Source organism: Herbaspirillum sp. WKF16 (assembly GCF_028993615.1).
GTDB lineage: Bacteria > Pseudomonadota > Gammaproteobacteria > Burkholderiales > Burkholderiaceae_D > Herbaspirillum.
On the sequence record NZ_CP118632.1, the window covers coordinates 3,685,861 to 3,703,444 of the forward strand.

13 protein-coding genes are annotated in these 17,584 nt (G+C 64.4%); all 13 read right to left on the bottom strand.

The window, feature by feature from the left end:
- Positions 1 to 110: 110 nt before the first annotated feature.
- A complete protein-coding gene (locus tag Herbaro_RS16655) occupies positions 111 to 1,289 on the bottom strand; it encodes a pyridoxal phosphate-dependent aminotransferase (RefSeq protein WP_275010731.1) in 1,179 nt (392 codons plus the stop codon).
- A 117-nt stretch (positions 1,290 to 1,406) separates the two neighbouring features.
- Positions 1,407 to 1,874, bottom strand: coding sequence for a transcription antitermination factor NusB (gene nusB, locus Herbaro_RS16660; RefSeq protein WP_275010732.1), 468 nt, complete (start codon positions 1,872 to 1,874; stop codon positions 1,407 to 1,409).
- A 96-nt stretch (positions 1,875 to 1,970) separates the two neighbouring features.
- Positions 1,971 to 2,456 carry a 6,7-dimethyl-8-ribityllumazine synthase gene (gene ribH, locus Herbaro_RS16665; RefSeq protein ID WP_275010733.1) on the bottom strand — a complete coding sequence of 162 codons (486 nt, stop codon included), beginning with the start codon at positions 2,454 to 2,456 and terminating at the stop codon, positions 1,971 to 1,973.
- Positions 2,457 to 2,514: 58 nt separating this feature from the next.
- A complete protein-coding gene (gene ribBA / locus Herbaro_RS16670; protein WP_275010734.1) occupies positions 2,515 to 3,636 on the bottom strand; it encodes a bifunctional 3,4-dihydroxy-2-butanone-4-phosphate synthase/GTP cyclohydrolase II in 1,122 nt (373 codons plus the stop codon).
- Positions 3,637 to 3,720: 84 nt separating this feature from the next.
- Complete coding sequence (gene dusA, locus Herbaro_RS16675; RefSeq protein ID WP_275010735.1) at positions 3,721 to 4,740, bottom strand: tRNA dihydrouridine(20/20a) synthase DusA; 1,020 nt, start codon at positions 4,738 to 4,740, stop codon at positions 3,721 to 3,723.
- A gap of 606 nt (positions 4,741 to 5,346) precedes the next feature.
- Positions 5,347 to 7,188: a translational GTPase TypA gene (gene typA, locus Herbaro_RS16680; protein ID WP_275010736.1), complete on the bottom strand. Its 1,842-nt coding sequence runs from the start codon at positions 7,186 to 7,188 to the stop codon at positions 5,347 to 5,349.
- Between the two features lie 163 nt (positions 7,189 to 7,351).
- Positions 7,352 to 8,356, bottom strand: a complete 1,005-nt coding sequence (truB, locus tag Herbaro_RS16685; protein ID WP_275010737.1) for a tRNA pseudouridine(55) synthase TruB — start codon at positions 8,354 to 8,356, stop codon at positions 7,352 to 7,354.
- 124 nt (positions 8,357 to 8,480) lie between these two features.
- Positions 8,481 to 8,873, bottom strand: coding sequence for a 30S ribosome-binding factor RbfA (gene rbfA / locus Herbaro_RS16690; protein ID WP_275010738.1), 393 nt, complete (start codon positions 8,871 to 8,873; stop codon positions 8,481 to 8,483).
- Positions 8,874 to 8,982: 109 nt separating this feature from the next.
- The gene (gene infB, locus Herbaro_RS16695; protein ID WP_275010739.1) at positions 8,983 to 11,811 is read right to left on the bottom strand and encodes a translation initiation factor IF-2; all 2,829 of its coding nucleotides are present in this window, start codon (positions 11,809 to 11,811) and stop codon (positions 8,983 to 8,985) included.
- 56 nt (positions 11,812 to 11,867) lie between these two features.
- On the bottom strand, positions 11,868 to 13,427 hold the full coding sequence (gene nusA / locus Herbaro_RS16700) for a transcription termination factor NusA (protein ID WP_275010740.1): 1,560 nt from the start codon (positions 13,425 to 13,427) through the stop codon (positions 11,868 to 11,870).
- Positions 13,424 to 13,918: a ribosome maturation factor RimP gene (gene rimP / locus Herbaro_RS16705; protein ID WP_275010741.1), complete on the bottom strand. Its 495-nt coding sequence runs from the start codon at positions 13,916 to 13,918 to the stop codon at positions 13,424 to 13,426. Before rimP ends, nusA begins: the two co-directional genes overlap by 4 nt.
- Positions 13,919 to 14,308: 390 nt before the next feature.
- Entirely contained in the window at positions 14,309 to 16,318 is a 2,010-nt protein-coding gene (gene rluB / locus Herbaro_RS16710) for a 23S rRNA pseudouridine(2605) synthase RluB (RefSeq protein WP_275010742.1), read from the bottom strand.
- The gene (gene scpB, locus Herbaro_RS16715; protein WP_275010743.1) at positions 16,305 to 17,345 is read right to left on the bottom strand and encodes an SMC-Scp complex subunit ScpB; all 1,041 of its coding nucleotides are present in this window, start codon (positions 17,343 to 17,345) and stop codon (positions 16,305 to 16,307) included. Before scpB ends, rluB begins: the two co-directional genes overlap by 14 nt.
- Between the last annotated feature and the right edge of the window lie 239 nt (positions 17,346 to 17,584).

The window sequence follows — 17,584 nt, forward strand, 5'->3', positions numbered from 1 at the left end:
TATTACCGGTATTCAAAACGCAAAAAAGGAGCCTTCGGGCTCCTTTTTCTTTTGGCGCGACGCCTTTGCGGCAACGCCCTCTCCTGCCTGAGCCTGTTTCGAAACAGGCCTCAAGCCGGCTTGCGCTTGTCGAAGAACACCCTGAGCCGGGCCACCGCCTCCCGCAGGTTTTCCATCGAGGTCGCATACGACAGCCGGATGTAGCGGCGCGCGGTGAAAGGACCGAAGTCCAGTCCCGGCACCAGCACCACTCCCGCTTCGTTGAGCATGTCGATGGTGAGCTGGTCGGCGTCGTCGGACAAGGCGCTGCAATCGGCATAGACATAGAAGGCACCGTCCGGCGTCACCGGCACCGTGAAGCCCAGGCTTTCCAGCGCCGGCACGATGTAGTCGCGGCGGCGCTTGAACTCGGCCTTGCGCTCTTCGTAGATGGCAATCGACTCCGGTGCGAAGCAGGCCACGCCCGCATGCTGGGCGATCGAGGAAGCGCAGATGAACAGGTTCTGCGCCAGCTTCTCGATCTGCGGCACCAGCGCCGGCGGCAGCACCAGCCAGCCAAGGCGCCAGCCGGTCATGTTGAAGTACTTGGAGAAGCTGTTGATCACCACCACGTCTTCGCCCAGCGACAGCGCGGAGAACGGCGCGCCCTCATACGACAGGCCCTGGTAGATCTCATCGACGATGGTGAAGCCGCGACGCTCGCGCACCTCGCCAACGATCGCCCGCAGCTCCTCGGGCAGGATGGAAGTGCCGGTCGGATTGGAAGGCGACGCCAGCAACACGCCGCGGGTGGCTTGCCCCCAGTGTTCGCGCACCATCTGCGCGGACAGCTGGAAGCGATGCTCGGGGCCGCTGGCGATCAGCCTGGCCTGGCCCTCGAAGGCGGCGACGAAATGGCGGTTGCAGGGATAGCTGGGGTCCGGCATCAGCACTTCCGAGCCCGGTTCGACCAACGCGGCGCAGGCCAGCAGCAAGGCGGCGGATGCGCCGGCCGTGACCACGATGCGCTCGGCCGCGATATCCAGGCCGTAGACGCTGCGATAGTGGTCGGAGATCGCCTGGCGCAACTGCGGCAGGCCGGTCGCCGAGGTGTACTGCATCTTGCCGTCGGCCATGGCGCGGGTGGCCGCCTCGACCACCGCCGGGGGCGCCGTGAAGTCAGGCTCGCCGATGCCCATATGGATGATATGGCGCCCTTGCTGCTCCAGCACGGCGGCCTTCTTGGCCAGTTCCATGACGTGGAAGGGAGCGATGTTCTGCAGGCGGGAGGCGAGATCAGTCAGTTGCATGGCGAATCCGAAAAAACGGGAAGCAGGCGCAGGGCGCCGCGCCTGCGCAATGGCGATGAATCCGGAGATGAATCGCGGACGGCCGCTGGCGGGCCGCCCGGGCGTTCATGCCGCCGGTCAGCGGCGGCCGGCCTCGACTTCGGTGGCGCGCACCTGGGCGGAGAAGCGGTCCAGCACGCCGTTGACGTACTTGTGTCCGTCGATGCCGCCGAAGGACTTGGTCAGCTCCACCGCTTCGTTGATCACCACCTTGTAAGGAATCTCGATGTGGTTCTTCAGCTCGTAGGCGCCGATCAGCAGCGCGGCATGTTCCACCGGCGACAGCTCCTTGATGGGGCGGTCGATCAGCGGCGCCAGGCCCGAGCGCAATTGCTCGGCGTCGCGAATGGCGCCGGTCAGCAGCGTATCGAAATGCTCGGCGTCGGCCTTGTCGAAACCGTGGGCTTCGCGGATGTGGGCCTCGATGGCGCCGGTGTCCTCATGGTTGAGCAGCCACTGGTACAAGCCCTGCAACGCGAACTCGCGCGCGCGGTGGCGCGGGGTGCGGTTCTTGTTCGAATTGGCGTGTTGAGATTTGTTCGACATGATGAATGCGGCCTGAGCCTGAAACTTTACGAAAGTAGAAACCGGAAGGAGCAGCGTCGCCGCGCCCGGCGCACAGGCCGGGCGCGGCAGGCGCGCTTACTCTTCCTCTGTGGTCTGGGCCAGCTCTTCCAGCACGATGGACAGATTGGCCATCTCGACGGCGACGCGCGCGGCGTCGGCGCCCTTCTCGGCCATGCGGACTTCCGCCTGCTCGTCGTTCTCGGTGGTCAGCACGGCGTTGGCGATGGGCAAGCCGAAATCCAGGCCGATGCGGGTGATGCCGGCGCCGGACTCGTTGGAGACCAGCTCGAAATGATAGGTCTCGCCGCGGATCACCGCGCCCAGCGCGATCAGGGCGTCGAACTGTTCGGTCTCGGCCATCTTCTGCAGCGCCAGCGGGATTTCCAGCGCGCCCGGCACGGTCACGTGCAGGATGTCCTCGTCGGCGACGCCCAGGTGCTTCAACTCCGCCAGGCACGCGGCCAGCAGGCCGTGGCAGACGTCTTCATTGAAGCGCGCCTGCACGATACCGATGCGCAAGCTTTCGCCATTCAAATCCGCTTCAAATGTTCCAATGGTCATGGCTTTTCCTTATTGATGATTGACTTGCGTGGTTGCTGATCGGATTGCGTACAGACGCTCAATCGACGTTGCGCGCCTGGTAGCCCGTGACTTCGAGCTTGAAGCCTGCCATCGAAGGCATCTTGCGCGGGCTGGCCAGCAGCTTCATCTTGCATACGCCGAGATCCTTCAGGATCTGGGCGCCGATACCGTAGGTGCGCAGGTCCATGCGGTCGGCGCGCGCGGGCTTGCCTGCGGCCGGGGTGCCGACCTTGTTCAGGGCGCCGAACTGGTCGAACATCTGCTGCGCGGACTCCTCGCAGTTGAGCAGCACGATCACGCCGGAGGGCGCCGCCTGCACCGCCTTCATGGCAGCGGCCAGGTTCCACGAGTGGGTGGTGACTTCGGATTCCAGCAGGTCCAGGATCGACACCGGCTGATGCACCCGCACCAGGGTTTCCTGGCCGGGCTGGATGTCGCCGCGCACCAGCGCCAGGTGGGCGCCGCCGGACGGCGTGTCGCGATAGGCGACCGCCTTGAACGTACCGTGCACAGTCTGCATCTCGCGCTCGGCGACGCGCTCGATGATGCTTTCGTTGCGGCTGCGGTAATGGATCAGGTCGGCGATGGTGCCGATCTTCAGGCTGTGCTTCTCGGCGAACTCCATCAGGTCCGGCAGGCGCGCCATGGTGCCGTCTTCCTTCAGGATCTCGCAGATCACGGCTGCCGGCGTCAGGCCGGCCATGGCGGTCAGGTCGCAGCCGGCCTCGGTATGGCCGGCGCGCATCAGCACGCCGCCCTTTTGCGCGCGCAGCGGGAAGATGTGGCCGGGATTGACCAGGTCCGACGGCTTGGCGCCCTTGGAGGCGGCCACCTGGATGGTGCGCGCGCGGTCGGCGGCGGAGATGCCGGTGGTCACGCCTTCGGCGGCTTCGATGGACACGGTGAAGTTGGTGCCGAACGCGGTGCCGTTGCGGCTGGCCATCATCGGCAGGTCGAGCTGGTCGCAGTGTTCTTCGGTGAGCGTGAGGCACACCAGGCCGCGCGCATGCGTAACCATGAAATTGATCGCCTCGGGCGTGACGAAGTCGGTGGCGAGGACCAGGTCGCCCTCGTTTTCGCGGTCTTCCTCGTCGACCAGGATCACCATGCGTCCGGCACGGAGTTCGGCGACGATTTCTTCTGTTGTTGCGAGTGGCATACGATTTTCTTTTCCCATTTGGAACCCGCTATTTTAAAGGATTGCGGGGGTCGCCACCCGGCCTGTGGCGCGCTTTGCCGCGATTTATTGATGCAAGGCAGCCTGGGTGCGCGCCAGCGCCTCCTGCAGCAGGGCAGGATCGCCGCCGGCCAGCTTTTTCGAATCCGACAAGGTCTGGCGGAAGGCGCGCGCGCCCGGCACGCCGGCCAGGAGACCCAGCATGTGGCGCGTGATGCTGTTGAGGCGCAGGCCGGGGCCGGCGCCATTGCCGCCATGCAATTCCAGCTGGCGCCGGATATACGGCAGCATGGCGGCGATCACCTCTTCGCGGCTGGGGTGGCGGGCGCCCTCCAGGTCGCCGTAATAGCGGGCGTCGAAGCCTGCCATCAGGTAGGGATTGTGATACGCCTCGCGCCCCAGCATCACGCCGTCCACGTGCCGCAGGTGCTCATCGATCTCGGCCACGGTCTTGATGCCGCCGTTGATCAGGATTTCCAGCTGCGGGAAATCTTTCTTGAGCCGGTAGGCGTAGTCATACTTGAGCGGCGGGATCTCGCGGTTTTCCTTCGGGCTCAGGCCCTTGAGGATGGCATTGCGCGCGTGCACGATGAAGGTGCTGCAGCCGGCATCGGCAATCTTGCCGACGAAATCGCGCACGAAATCGTAGGATTGGACGTCGTCGATGCCGATGCGGTGCTTGACGGTAACGTCGATCGACACCGCGTCGCGCATGGCCTTGACGCAATCGGCGACCAGCTCAGGCTCACCCATCAGGCAGGCGCCGAAGGCGCCCTTCTGCACGCGCTCGGAGGGGCAGCCGCAATTCAGGTTGATCTCGTCATAACCCCACTGCTCGCCCAGCTTCGCGCCGTGTGCCAGGTCGGACGGCTCGCTGCCGCCCAACTGCAGCGCAACCGGATGTTCTTCCTCGTTGAAATCGAGATGGCGCGGCACATCGCCGTGCAGCAGCGCGCCGGTGGTCACCATCTCGGTGTAGAGCCAGGTGTGGCGCGTGATCTGGCGATGGAAGACGCGGCAGTGCCGATCGGTCCAATCCATCATGGGCGCAACGCTCAAGGTGCGCGGAGGCAAGGGTTTCTTCATTTGCTGGAGAAATCGTCAATTCGTAAATCGTTTGCGCCGATGCCAGCTTCGAGGAGAAGGCTGGCGACGCGTTGCACCGTCTTCAGGCAGTGTCGGCCATGCGCGGGCGCATCGCAAGAATCCCGCGCCGTCGCCCGCAATCCCGCCGCAAATAGAAAGCCCGCAAGGCTTTCGCGTTGCGGGCTGGTGTCCCCTCTATCCTCTTTGAGATAGGATTTTTATACAGCGGACACGATTCTGCACCACAATCCGGCAGGCGTCATTTCGCAATGCACAAAAAAAGGGCTCGCCGGAGATTCGTCGAGAAATCTCCCCCGCCTTACTACCGCCTCCCGGGAATCCGGCGCCGCCCCCGGCGCGGCTCATCAACGGGAAACCCGCCCTCCGTCGAGGCCTCAGGCGATTCGACAAAAAAAAAGCCCACAACCGTAGTTGCGGGCTTGAATCCAATTCTTTAGGAGGAAATTGGAGGAGACAGGTGTAACTATATGGCAGCGCATCATAGCTGTCTGCTTTATTGTGCTGATATCTGATATTCACAAGGAAGATATCAGCACAGGCAAACGCCCATCTCCACGGCGGCCCGGCGGGGCCGCCCTTCCCGCATCAAACGGATTCTTCGCGCGATGCCTTCTTGCGCTCATGTTCCTTCAGGTGGCGCTTGCGCAGGCGAATGCTCTTCGGCGTCACTTCCACCAGCTCATCGTCCTCGATGAATTCCACGGCGTATTCCAGGTTCAGCTCGATCGGCGGCACCAGGCGCACGGCTTCGTCGGTACCGGAAGCGCGCACGTTGGTCAGCTGCTTGCCCTTGATCGGGTTGACCACCAGGTCGTTGTCGCGCGAGTGGATGCCGATGATCATGCCTTCATAGACCGGATCGTTGTGGCTGACGAACATGCGGCCGCGGTCTTGCAGCTTCCACAGCGCGTAGGCCACGGCGGCGCCGTCGTCCTGGGAGATCAGCACGCCGTTGCGACGGCCGGCCAGTTCGCCCTTGGTGGTATCGACGGCCTTGTAGTCGTCGAACACGTGGCTCATCAGGCCGGTGCCGCGGGTCAGGGTCATGAATTCGCCCTGGAAGCCGATCAGGCCACGCGCCGGGATGTGGTACTCCAGGCGCACGCGGCCCTTGCCGTCCGGTTCCATGTTCTGCAGGTCGCCGCGGCGGCGGCCCAGCTCTTCCATCACGCCGCCCTGGTGGGTTTCTTCGACGTCGACGGTCAGGTTTTCGTACGGCTCTTCGCGCACGCCGTCAACCATGCGGAACACCACGCGCGGACGCGAGACGGCCAGCTCGAAACCTTCGCGGCGCATGTTCTCGATCAGGATGGTCAGGTGCAGTTCGCCGCGGCCCGACACTTCGTAGGTCGAGTCGTCGTTCTCGGCCTGGACCACGCGCAGCGCCATGTTGGACTTCAGTTCCTTTTCCAGGCGGTCGCGGATCTGGCGGGTGGTGACAAACTTGCCTTCGCGGCCGGCCAGCGGCGAGGTGTTGACCATGAAGTTCATGGTCAGGGTCGGTTCGTCGACCTTCAGCATCGGCAGGCCGTTGGGGGCGTCAGGCGCGCAAATGGTGGAGCCGATGCCGATTTCCTCGATGCCGTTGATCAGCACGATGTCGCCGGCCAGCGCTTCATCGACCAGCACGCGCTCCAGGCCCTTGAAGGTCAGCACCTGGTTGATGCGGGCCTTGGTCGGCTTGTCTTCGGGACCGTTCATCCACACCACGTCCTGACCGCCCTTGACGCGGCCGGCCAGGATGCGGCCGACGCCGATCTTGCCGACGTAGGACGAGTATTCCAGCGAGGTGATCTGCAGTTGCAGCGGTGCATTCGGGTCATCTTCACGCGCCGGCACGTACTTCAGGATGGCGTCGAACAGCGGCTCCATGGAGCCGTCGCGCACGTCCGGGGTCAGGCCGGCATAGCCGTTCAGGCCGGAGGCATAGACCACCGGGAAGTCCAGCTGCTCTTCGGTGGCGCCCAGCTTGTCGAACAGTTCGAAGGTGGCGTTGATGGCCCACTCGGGACGCGCGCCGGGACGGTCGATCTTGTTGAGCACGACGATGGGCTTCAAGCCCAGGGCCAGCGCCTTGCGGGTCACGAAGCGGGTCTGCGGCATCGGACCTTCCTGCGCATCGACCAGCAGCAGCACGCTGTCGACCATCGACAGCACGCGCTCGACCTCACCGCCGAAGTCGGCGTGGCCCGGGGTGTCGACGATGTTGATGTGGGTTCCCTTGTACTCGACCGCGCAGTTCTTCGACAGGATGGTGATGCCGCGTTCCTTTTCGATGTCGTTCGAGTCCATCACGCGGTTATCGACCTGCTGGTTGTCGCGGAAGGTGCCGGACTGGCGCAGCAGCTGGTCGACCAGGGTGGTTTTGCCGTGGTCGACGTGAGCGATGATGGCGATGTTGCGAATTGCGCGGATATTGTTTGACATGGTGAATGTGGGTTGGAATACCGATTCTCGGAAGGCGCGCATTATAACATGTTGCGACGCATGAAATTTGAAAAGACCTGTCTTTTCAACGGCTTGCCGCCGCTTTGGCGCGAACCCCGAAAGGCGCGCCGGGAGCCGTTCTTCGGCCCCCTCGTTCAATCTTTCAGGCTGTGGAAATCAGCCGTTCTGGCGCCAATATGGCGTATTCCTGCAACAGCCCGGTCCCCAGCAGGGCGCCGTCCGATTGCCGATAGACGCGCACGCGCCCCAATTGCTCCGGCGCGGCCACGCCCTCCTTGGCCAACGGCAGGCGCTGGCCATGCAGGAAGCGGCGCGCCAGCTCGTCGGGCAACTGCACCGCCGGGAAACTGCGCAGCAAGGCATCCACCGGCAACAGCGCGGCCTGGCGACGCTCGGTCTCGCCGAGCGCGTCGAACTGTTCCAACGTCAGCGCGCCCTGCAGCGCCAGCGGGCCGACCTCGGTACGGCGCAAGGCGTTCAGGTGAGCGCCGCATCCCAGCGCCTCGCCGATATCCTCTCCCAGCACGCGGATGTAGGTGCCCTTGCTGCAAGTGACGCGGATGGCCAGCATCGGCGCCTGGTAGTCCAGCATCTCCAGCTTGTGGATGACGACGTCGCGGGCCTCGCGCTCCAGCGTGATGCCCGCGCGGGCATATTCGTACAGCGGCTTGCCGTCGCGCTTGAGCGCGGAATGCATGGGCGGCACCTGGCTGATCGGACCGCGAAAACGCGCCAGCGCGGCTTCGATCTGCGCGACGTCGACCGCCACCGGGCGCTCGGCGATGACCTGGCCTTCGGTGTCGCCGGTGTCGGTCTTCAGGCCCAGGTGCACCACCGCCTCATAGGTCTTGTCGGCTTCCAGCAGGTCTTGCGAAAACTTGGTGGCCTCGCCGAAGCACAGCGGCAGCAGGCCGGTGGCGAACGGATCCAGGGTGCCGGTGTGGCCTGCCTTGGGCGCGTTGAGCATGCGCTTGGCGCGGATCAGCGCGTCGTTGGAGGACAGGCCGACCGGCTTGTCCAGCAGCAGCACGCCATGCACCGGCAGCCGCGGCGGCCGGGGCGCGCGCAGCGCCTGGGCGCGCTTGACGCGCTTCTCGTCGATTGCCTGGAGGGGGGACGCCGCGTCCCCCGGGGTGTTGTCAGCCATGAATGCCTTGCCGGCTGCGCGCACTGCGCGAGCCGGCGGGATAGTTCGTCAATGAAGTCGCGGCGTCGGAGTGCCGCATTCTCGCTGTCGCGCCCGGCACCTGCGTCGCGCCGGCCACGCCGGTTCAGGCTTCGTCGTCCGAATCCTTGGCGCGGGTGGCATTGGCTTCGTCGATCAGGCGCGACATTTCAATGCCGCGCACGGTCGAGTTGTCGTGCACGAAATGCAGCTCGGGCAAGGTGTGGATGCTCAGCCTGCGCCCCAGCTGGGTGCGCAGGAAGCCGCCGGCCTTGCGCAAGCCGGCCAGGGTGTTCTTGACCGCGTCGGGATTGTCCACCAGCGTGGTGAAGAAGATCTTGGCGTGCGCGTAGTCCGGAGTGACCTGCACTTCGGTGATGGTGATCATGCCCACCCGCGGATCCTTCAGCTCGAAAGCGATCAACTCCGACAGATCGCGCTGGATCTGGTCGGCGACGCGCAAGCCGCGTCCGGGAATGGATTTGCTGTGTTTTGCCATGCTTTAAAAAAACAATCCGCCGGTGGCGTGACGGGAACATTCCCGCGTTGCTGCGACGGATCCTTCAAATGATGCCGGCGCGAGGACATCTCGCGCCGGCGGAACTGCATTACAGGGTACGGGCCACTTCCTGGACTTCGAAGATCTCGAGCTGGTCGCCCACCTCGATATCGTTGTAGCCCTTGAGCGACAGGCCGCACTCGAAGCCCGACTTGACTTCCTTGGCGTCGTCCTTGAAGCGCTTGAGCGAGTCCAGCTCGCCGGCCCAGACCACCACGTTGTTGCGCAGCAGGCGGACTTGCGAACCGCGCTTGACCAGGCCTTCCAGCACGTAGCAACCGGCGATCGAACCGACCTTGCTGACCACGAACACCTGGCGGATTTCCACCAGGCCCAGCGCGTGTTCGCGCTTTTCCGGAGCCAGCATGCCCGACATCGCAGCCTTCACCTCGTCCACCGCATCGTAAATGATGTTGTAGTAACGGATGTCCACGCCGCTGGCTTCGGCCAGCTTGCGCGCGGACGCATCGGCGCGGGTGTTGAAGCCGATGATGACCGCCTTCGATGCAACCGCCAGGTTGACGTCGTTTTCGGAAATGCCGCCGACTGCCGCATGCACCACCTGAACACGCACTTCGGCGTTGGACAGTTTTTGCAGCGATTGCACCAGCGCTTCCTGCGAGCCTTGCACGTCGGTCTTGATGATCATCGGCAGGTTCTTGACCTCGCCTTCGGTCATCTGGTCGAACATGTTTTCCAGCTTGGCGGCTTGCTGCTTGGCCAGCTTCACGTCACGGAACTTGCCTTGACGGAACAGGCCGATTTCACGCGCCTTGCGCTCATCGGACATGACCAGCACTTCTTCACCGGCCGACGGCACTTCCGTCAGGCCCTGGATCTCGACCGGCAGCGACGGGCCCGCCGCGGTGATGTTCTTGCCGTTCTCGTCCAGCATCGCACGGACGCGACCGTAGGCCGAACCCGCCAGCACGACATCGCCGCGCTTCAAGGTACCGGACTGCACCAGGATCGTTGCCACCGGGCCGCGGCCCTTGTCCAGCTTGGCTTCGATCACCAGGCCACGGGCCGGCACGTCGATCGGCGCGGTCAGCTCCAGCACTTCGGCTTGCAGCAATACGTTTTCCAGCAGCGAGTCGATACCTTCGCCGGTCTTGGCCGACACGGGAATGAACGGCGATTCGCCACCGTACTCTTCAGGCACGACGCCTTCGGCAATCAGTTCCTGCTTGACGCGATCCAGATTGCTGCCGGGCTTGTCGATCTTGTTGATCGCCACGACCAGCGGCACGCCGCCGGCCTTAGCGTGGGCAATCGCTTCCTTGGTCTGCGGCATCACGCCGTCGTCGGCCGCCACCACCAGAATGACGATGTCGGTGGCCTTGGCGCCGCGGGCACGCATGGCGGTGAACGCCTCGTGGCCCGGGGTGTCCAGGAAGGTGATCATGCCGCGCGGGGTTTCCACGTGGTAGGCGCCGATGTGCTGGGTAATGCCGCCGGCTTCGCCGGAAGCGACCTTGGCGCGACGGATGTAGTCCAGCAGCGAGGTCTTGCCGTGGTCGACGTGACCCATGACGGTGACCACCGGTGCGCGCGGCAGGGCTTCGGCATTTGCGTGCTCTTCACCTTCGACCAGCAGCGCCTCAGGATCGTCTTCCTTGGCCGGATGGGCGCGGTGCCCCATTTCCTCGACCACGATCATCGCGGTTTCCTGATCCAGCACCTGGTTGATGGTGACCATCTGGCCCAGCTTCATCAGATGCTTGATGACCTCGGACGCCTTGACCGCCATCTTGTGCGCCACTTCGGCCACGGTGATGGTTTCCGGCACATAGACATCGTGCACCACGGCTTCGGTCGGCACCTGGAAATTGCTCTCGCGGGAATCATCGTTCTGAGAATGGCGACGGCCCTTGCCGCCGGCGCGCCAGCCGCCATCGCGACCGCCACCGCCGCCAGGGGCGCCGCGCGACTTCATGCCGCCGGTGCCGCGCTTCTTGGCTTCGTCTTGCCAGGTCGAGGCGACGTTGGCCGACTTGATCGACTTCTTGTCTGCTGCGACGGCTGGCTTGTCGCCCGGCTTCTTCTCACCCGGCTTCTTGTCAGCCGGCTTGTGCAGCGTACCTTCGGGCGCCTTGGCGGCAGGCGCCGGCTCCGGCGCCTTGATGACGCGACGCGGCGCGTTCATCATGGCCTTGATCTGTGCAACTTCGTCTTCCACTGCCTTGCGGGCGCGGTCGGCGGCAGCAGCGCGATCGGCCGCTTCCTTGGCTGCCTCGGCGGCCTTCTTCTTGGCCTCTTCGGCAGCGGCGCGCTTTTTCTCGTCTTCGGCAGGATTGGGGGCAGCAGCCGGCGCGGCCTTGGCCTTCTCGGCTTCGATCGCGGCTTCCGCAGCAACACGCGCAGCCTCCGCCTCAGCGGCTTCACGAATGCGCTTCTGTTCCAGTTCGGCAGCCTGGGCCTGGGCAACGCGCTCGGCCTCCAGCTGGGCCAAGCGTTCTTCCTGCGCCTTCAGTTCGGCCTGACGGCGAGCCTCTTCCTGCTCACGCTCCTGGGCGCTGACCTGCTCCTCCTGAGCCACATCGGCGCGTGCCACAGTCTCTTCAGCAGCAGGTTCGTCACGCTTGATGAAGGTGCGCTTCTTGCGCACTTCCACCTGGATCGTGCGCGATTTGCCCGTCGCATCGGCCTGCTTGATCTCGCTGGTTTCCTTGCGGGTCAGCGTGATCTTTTTCTTCTCGCCTTCCGGCGCGGCGCCACGCGAGCGGCGCAGGTGTTCAAGCAGGCGGTCCTTGTCTTCTTTCGACAGGGAGTCGGATGCGGAGCTCTTTTCGACACCGGCCGAACGCAGCTGGGTCAGCAGCAGGTCAGCGGGCATTTTCAGCTCGGTGGCAAATTGGGCAACGTTGGTACTCGCCATTCAGTCCTCTTTTCTATGTGGCTCGGCAGATGATGTGGAATCGCAAAGTCCGCTGATCAGCGGGCTTCGGTCACGCTCCACGCCTTGGCCTGCAACGCCTTGGCTCGCTCATCGTATTTGGAATCGATGAGCTTCATTTCATCGTCGGTCACATCTTCAAATGCATTTTCAATCAGTTGGCGCGCGCGCTCGGAAGGCAGGGCCAGGATCGCGCCGAATTCGTCATACGCCAGGCCGGCGAAGGCCGACAGCGTCTTCACGCCTGCCAGGCCCAGCTTGCCGGCCAGCACGCGGTCCAGGCCCTCGAAGTTGATCAGCTCCTCGTCCATGCCTTCCAGGCCTTCTTCGGAGGCGATCGCTTCGGTCACCAGGGCGTCGCGGGCGCGGTTGCGCAGCTCGTTGACGGTTTCTTCGTCGAACGATTCGATCTCGAGCATCTCGTTGATCGGAACGTAGGCGATTTCTTCCAGGGTCGAGAAACCTTCCTCGACCAGGATGTCAGCCACTTCCTGGTCGACGTCCAGCTTTTCCATGAACAGCACGCGGATCACGGCGGTTTCGGCGGCCGACTTGTCGGCCGATTCCTCGGCAGTCATGATGTTGATCTGCCAGCCGGTCAGTTCAGCCGCCAGGCGCACGTTCTGGCCCCCGCGGCCGATGGCGATGGCCAGGTTTTCCTCGTCGACCACCACGTCCATGGCGTGCTTCTCTTCATCGACCACGATGGATGTGACGTTGGCCGGCGCCAGCGCACCGATGACGAACTGCGCCGGATCTTCCGACCACAGCACGATGTCCACGCGCTCGCCGCCCAGCTCGCCGGTCACGGCCTGCACGCGCGAACCGCGCATGCCCACGCAGGTGCCGATGGGGTCGATGCGCTTGTCGGCGGTGTACACGGCGATCTTGGCGCGCACGCCCGAGTCGCGCGCGGCCGACTTGATTTCGAGCGAACCCTGCTCGATTTCCGGCACTTCCAGCTCGAACAGCTTCATGATGAATTCCGGCGCGGTGCGCGAGAGGATCACCTGCGGGCCGCGGGCGCTGCGATCGATGCGCAGGATGAAGGCGCGCACGCGGTCGCCGATGCGCAGGTTTTCCTTCGGGATCATCTGGTCGCGCGGCAGGCGCGCTTCGATCTTGCCCGACTCCACGATGGCGTCGCCGCGCTCCATGCGCTTGATGGTGCCGGTGACCAGCGCGTCGCCGCGCGCCAGGAAATCGGCCAGAATCTGTTCGCGCTCGGCGTCGCGGATGCGCTGCAGGACCACCTGCTTGGTGTCCTGCGCGAAGCGGCGGCCGAACTCGACGGACTCGATCGGCTCCTCGATGTATTCGTCGACTTCGATATCGGCGTACTGTTCCTTGGCTTCGAACAGCAGCACTTCCTGGTCGGGCAGCTGCAGACCGGCCTCGTCGGGCACCACGTGCCAGCGGCGGAACGATTCGAACTCGCCGCTCTCGCGGTCGATCGAGACGCGGATATCGACTTCGCCTTCATAGCGCTTCTTGGTCGCCTGCGCGAGCGCATGCTCCAGTGCACCGAAGACGACTTCCTTATCGACGTTCTTTTCGCGCGCCAACGCATCGACCAACAACAAAATTTCGCGGCTCATCCTTTGCGACTCCTAAAATCGACCTGCGGCACCAGCTGTGCCTTATCCACGTCGGCCAGCGTGAAATTCAACACGGCGGCCGACCCATCGTTTGCTTCAAATTCAAGTACCAGATTCTCGCCTTCGGGTGCGCGCAGAATCCCCTCGTAAGTCTTGCGGTTGGACGTTCCCGGCAGCGGCACGCGCAGCTTGACGATGGCTTCGCAATCGGCGAAGCGCACGTAGTCCACCAGCTTGTTCAGGGGCCGATCCAGCCCCGGCGAGGATACTTCCAGACGCTCATACGCCACCTCTTCGACCGTGAAGACGTGCAGCAGTTGATGCGTCACCTTCTCGCAATCCTCGACCGTGATCGACTGCGCCTGCTCGGCCGCCGGATCGAACGGAAAATCGATGAAGACGCGCACCAGACCGCGCTGCGCCTTCTCTAATTCGACCAGTTCGTAGCCCATGCCCGAGAGGGTGGATTCGATCAGTTCCAGCAATTGCAAGACTATTTCTCCGTTTTGACGCCGGCGCGGCGTTGAGGCGCGCAGGCATCGGAATTGTTCGGCAAAAAAAAAATGGGCATCTGCCCATCTTTTGTTATCTCATTTACAACTCGAGATCACACATCGCGCGACCCACCGATACTTCCATCAACATCATGGCGCAGGCGGATCTTTCAATGAATTAGCACATATGTGATTCGCGGCAGGTTGCGTTTAACTTGCGCATTATAATCGATTACGGTATGCACGGCAATTCATGAATGGGCCGAAATGCAGCACATGCGCCAAAAGCGCCCGAAAAAGCGGCGCATTCCAGACGACTATTGCTGACCCGACATACACGCCGGACGAACTTGCCTGGCGACAAGCCCATCCGTGCGGCGCATGGCCCTAGCGGCCCCGGCGGCGCGCCATGCCCGGCAGGCCGGGCAGGCCGAAGCTGGCCGCATTGCCGCCGCGCTGCGGGCGATTGCCGCCGCGACGCTGGCTGCCGGCATCGGGGAATCCCAGTGCCGTCTGCAACGGATCAGGCTGGCGACTCTTCTGCTGACCGCCGCCACCCTTGTTGTTGCCGTAGCCGTCGCGATTGCCGAAGTTGTCCTTGTTGCCGTAGTTGTCCTTGTTGCCGCCGTAACCGCCCTTGGCGTTGCCGCCGTAGCCGCCGCCATTGCCGGCTGCGTTACCGTTGCCGCGGCTGCGCTGCTGGGGACCGCCCTTGCCTTGCATCTGGTTGCCGCGCGGGCCGTTGTTGCCGCCCTTGGCATTGCCGTCGGACGACTTCTGCTCGCCGCCCTGCTTTTCCAGGCCACAGGCCACCAGCATGTTGCGCACGGCGTTTTCTTCAAGCTCCTCCCAGCGACCGCGCTTCAGGGTCTGCGGCAGCGACATGTCGCCGTAGCGGGTACGGATCAGGCGCGACACGGTCAGGCCGATCGCTTCGAACATGCGGCGCACTTCGCGGTTGCGGCCTTCGCCGATGGTCACGCGATACCACTTGTTGACGCCTTCGCCGCCGCCGTCGGCGATGCGCGAGAACTGCGCCAGGCCGTCATCGAGCTCGACGCCGTGCAGCAGCTTCTGGCGCATGCCTTCCTCCAGCTCGCCCAGCGTACGCACGGCGTATTCGCGCTCGATGTTGTAGCGCGGGTGCATCAGGCGGTTGGCGAGGTCGCCGGAGGTGGTGAACAGCAGCAGGCCTTCGGTGTTGAAGTCGAGGCGGCCCACGGCCAGCCACTTGCCCGCCTTCATGGTCGGCAGGCGATCGAACACCGAGCTGCGGCCTTCCGGATCGGCATGGCTGACGATCTCGCCGGCCGGCTTGTGGTACACCAGCACGCGCGGCGGACGCTTGGAAACCTTGCGTTGCAGCAGCTTGCCGTTGATGCGGACCTGGTCGGTGGGCAGGATGCGCTGGCCGATGTGGGCCGGCTCGCCGTTGACCGACACGCGGCCGGCCACGATCAGCTCTTCCATGTCGCGACGCGAACCGAGGCCGGCGTCGGCCAGCACCTTGTGCAGCTTGGGCGCGTCATCTTCGGCGGTCAGGTCGCGGCGGCCGTTCTTGCCGCGCAGCTGGTGCGGATGGCGATTCTGGCTCTTGCCGCCCTCTTCGCGGTCGAAGGCTTCCGAGGTGACATACGAGAAGATGTCGTCGGCCGGCTGCTCGGCGCGCAAGCCGAGCTGCGGCGCCTTGGGTTTCTTGTGGTTCTTGTCGAAGCCCTTCTTGCCTTGCTGAGCCTGCTGGCCGCCTTGATTGCCGTCCTTCTTGAACTGGCCGCGCGCTTCCGGCGCGGCGCCGCCCTCGGGCTTTTGCTGGACGGCGGTTTCGTTGCCGGCCGCAGCGCGTTGCGCCGCACGGTTGTTGCGCAGCGCTCGCGGACCGCGCACGCCCCGGCGCGCCGGCTTGGCGCGATTGGGATCGGCCGGGGCATCCAGCAGCACCGGCGGCGCCACCACTTCGTCGCCCACGGTGACGATCACCTTGGGCGCTTCCGCGGCGGCCGGGGCCGGGGTATTCATATCCAGGCTGAGCTGCGCCGCGCGCGGCGCCTTCCTGGCCGGCTTCGCTGCCGGCTCGGCCGCCTCGACGGCGACATCAACCTTCTTGGCACGCGGCTTGGCGGCGCGCGGCTTCTTCTCGGCCGCGGGCGCAGCCGGCTCGACAGGCGCGGCTGCGGCAGCCGGGGCGACGTCCTCGCTCACCTCGGCCTTTTTGGCGCGGGGCGCGCGCTTTTTCGGCGCTGGGGCGTCGGCCGTCGCGTCGGCGACAGGCGCGTCAGCCTCGACGGCGCTGGCCGCAGTCTTGCGCGGGGCACGCTTCTTCACCGGCTTTTCAGTCACGGCCGAATCGGTCGCGGCAAGCTCGACGCTTTGCTCGTCTTTGGAACTAGTTGGCTTCATTCTTCGAATCTTGATTGTGCAGACCCGGTTCGGATTTGTCGTCGCGCTCTGCGGTCTGGTCGGTGGTGTCGTTGTGCTCGCCTGCCGCTTCTGCGGCGGTCTCAAGGGCGTCTGTGCCTGTTACGGCAACGTCTTCGTCAAAAGGTTCTTGCGCTTCTTCCAAAGCGTCTTCAGCGTGCGCGGCCTTTTCCCCATCGGCTGTCGCATCATGCACTGCGAGGTCTTCCTGCGCCGCGGCGACTTGCGCCTCCGCGGTCTCGACCGGTTCTTCGCCCAGCGCCGCCGCTTCAGGCTCGGCGCTGCTCATTGCATCTTCTTCCGAGGCTGCCGTGTGCGCATCGTCGGCGCCCGGCGCCGTCACTTCGCCCAGCTCCAGCTGGCCGTCGTCATGCTCCGGCTCATCGGCATCGCCTTCGGCCTGCCCCGCCAGCGCGGCAACGCCGCCTTCTAGCGCCTGCAACTCCAGCAACGCGCCCTGGACCGTCGCCTCGCCGCCCACGGATTGCAGCGGCGGCAGTTCTTCCAGCGAGCTCAAGCCCAGGTCGTCCAGGAACTTGCGGGTGGTGGCGAACAGCGCCGGGCGGCCCGGCACGTCGCGATGGCCGATCGACTCGATCCAGCCGCGCTCTTCCAGCATCTTGATGGTCTGCGAGTTGACCGCGACGCCGCGGATCTCCTCGATGTCGCCGCGCGTGACCGGCTGGCGATAAGCGATGATGGCCAGGGTCTCCAGCGTGGCGCGCGTGTATTTGGGCGGCTTCTCCGGATTCAGGCGCTCCAGGTACACCTTCATGTCGCGACGGCTCTGGAAACGCCAGCCGGTCGACAGGCTGACCACTTCCACCCCCTTGTCGGCCCAGTCTTCGCGCAGCTCATCGAGCATCTGCCGGATGTTGTCGGCACTGATTTCGCTGGCTTGTTCGCTCTCGGGGTCGACGTACAGCTTCTTCAGATCATTGATCGATAAGGGCTCGTGCGTGCAAAGCAATGCGGTTTCGAGGACTTTCTTCGCCTCAGCAATATTCATGTACGGCTCTTGTGCGTCTTGTTGTTAAACAAAAGTTCGGCTTGTACTGAGTCCGGCATGGTTGCGCCCGTACACGGCGCCATGCGCCGGATGCGGCAAACCTGCTGCGCTTGCGTGATGCGGTTGGCGCTGCTTTCCGGTGCCCGGTTTTAGGAGATTGAATGTGCTGGAAATTGAGACCCGGTCAAATCGGCGTCGCGCGGATATCGCGCTTTCGCAAAGCCGTCATGTCGCAGGGT

What these genes read in the sequence shown, in the direction of transcription:
- truB (WP_275010737.1), bottom strand. Translation starts at nt 8,356, where the DNA reads ATGGCTGACAACACCCCGGGGGACGCGGCGTCCCCCCTCCAGGCAATC.
- nusA (WP_275010740.1), bottom strand. Translation starts at nt 13,427, where the DNA reads ATGAGCCGCGAAATTTTGTTGTTGGTCGATGCGTTGGCGCGCGAAAAG.
- ribH (WP_275010733.1), bottom strand. Translation starts at nt 2,456, where the DNA reads ATGACCATTGGAACATTTGAAGCGGATTTGAATGGCGAAAGCTTGCGC.
- infB (WP_275010739.1), bottom strand. Translation starts at nt 11,811, where the DNA reads ATGGCGAGTACCAACGTTGCCCAATTTGCCACCGAGCTGAAAATGCCC.
- ribBA (WP_275010734.1), bottom strand. Translation starts at nt 3,636, where the DNA reads ATGCCACTCGCAACAACAGAAGAAATCGTCGCCGAACTCCGTGCCGGA.
- typA (WP_275010736.1), bottom strand. Translation starts at nt 7,188, where the DNA reads ATGTCAAACAATATCCGCGCAATTCGCAACATCGCCATCATCGCTCAC.
- Herbaro_RS16655 (WP_275010731.1), bottom strand. Translation starts at nt 1,289, where the DNA reads ATGCAACTGACTGATCTCGCCTCCCGCCTGCAGAACATCGCTCCCTTC.
- nusB (WP_275010732.1), bottom strand. Translation starts at nt 1,874, where the DNA reads ATGTCGAACAAATCTCAACACGCCAATTCGAACAAGAACCGCACCCCG.
- dusA (WP_275010735.1), bottom strand. Translation starts at nt 4,740, where the DNA reads ATGAAGAAACCCTTGCCTCCGCGCACCTTGAGCGTTGCGCCCATGATG.
- scpB (WP_275010743.1), bottom strand. Translation starts at nt 17,345, where the DNA reads ATGAATATTGCTGAGGCGAAGAAAGTCCTCGAAACCGCATTGCTTTGC.
- rbfA (WP_275010738.1), bottom strand. Translation starts at nt 8,873, where the DNA reads ATGGCAAAACACAGCAAATCCATTCCCGGACGCGGCTTGCGCGTCGCC.
- rluB (WP_275010742.1), bottom strand. Translation starts at nt 16,318, where the DNA reads ATGAAGCCAACTAGTTCCAAAGACGAGCAAAGCGTCGAGCTTGCCGCG.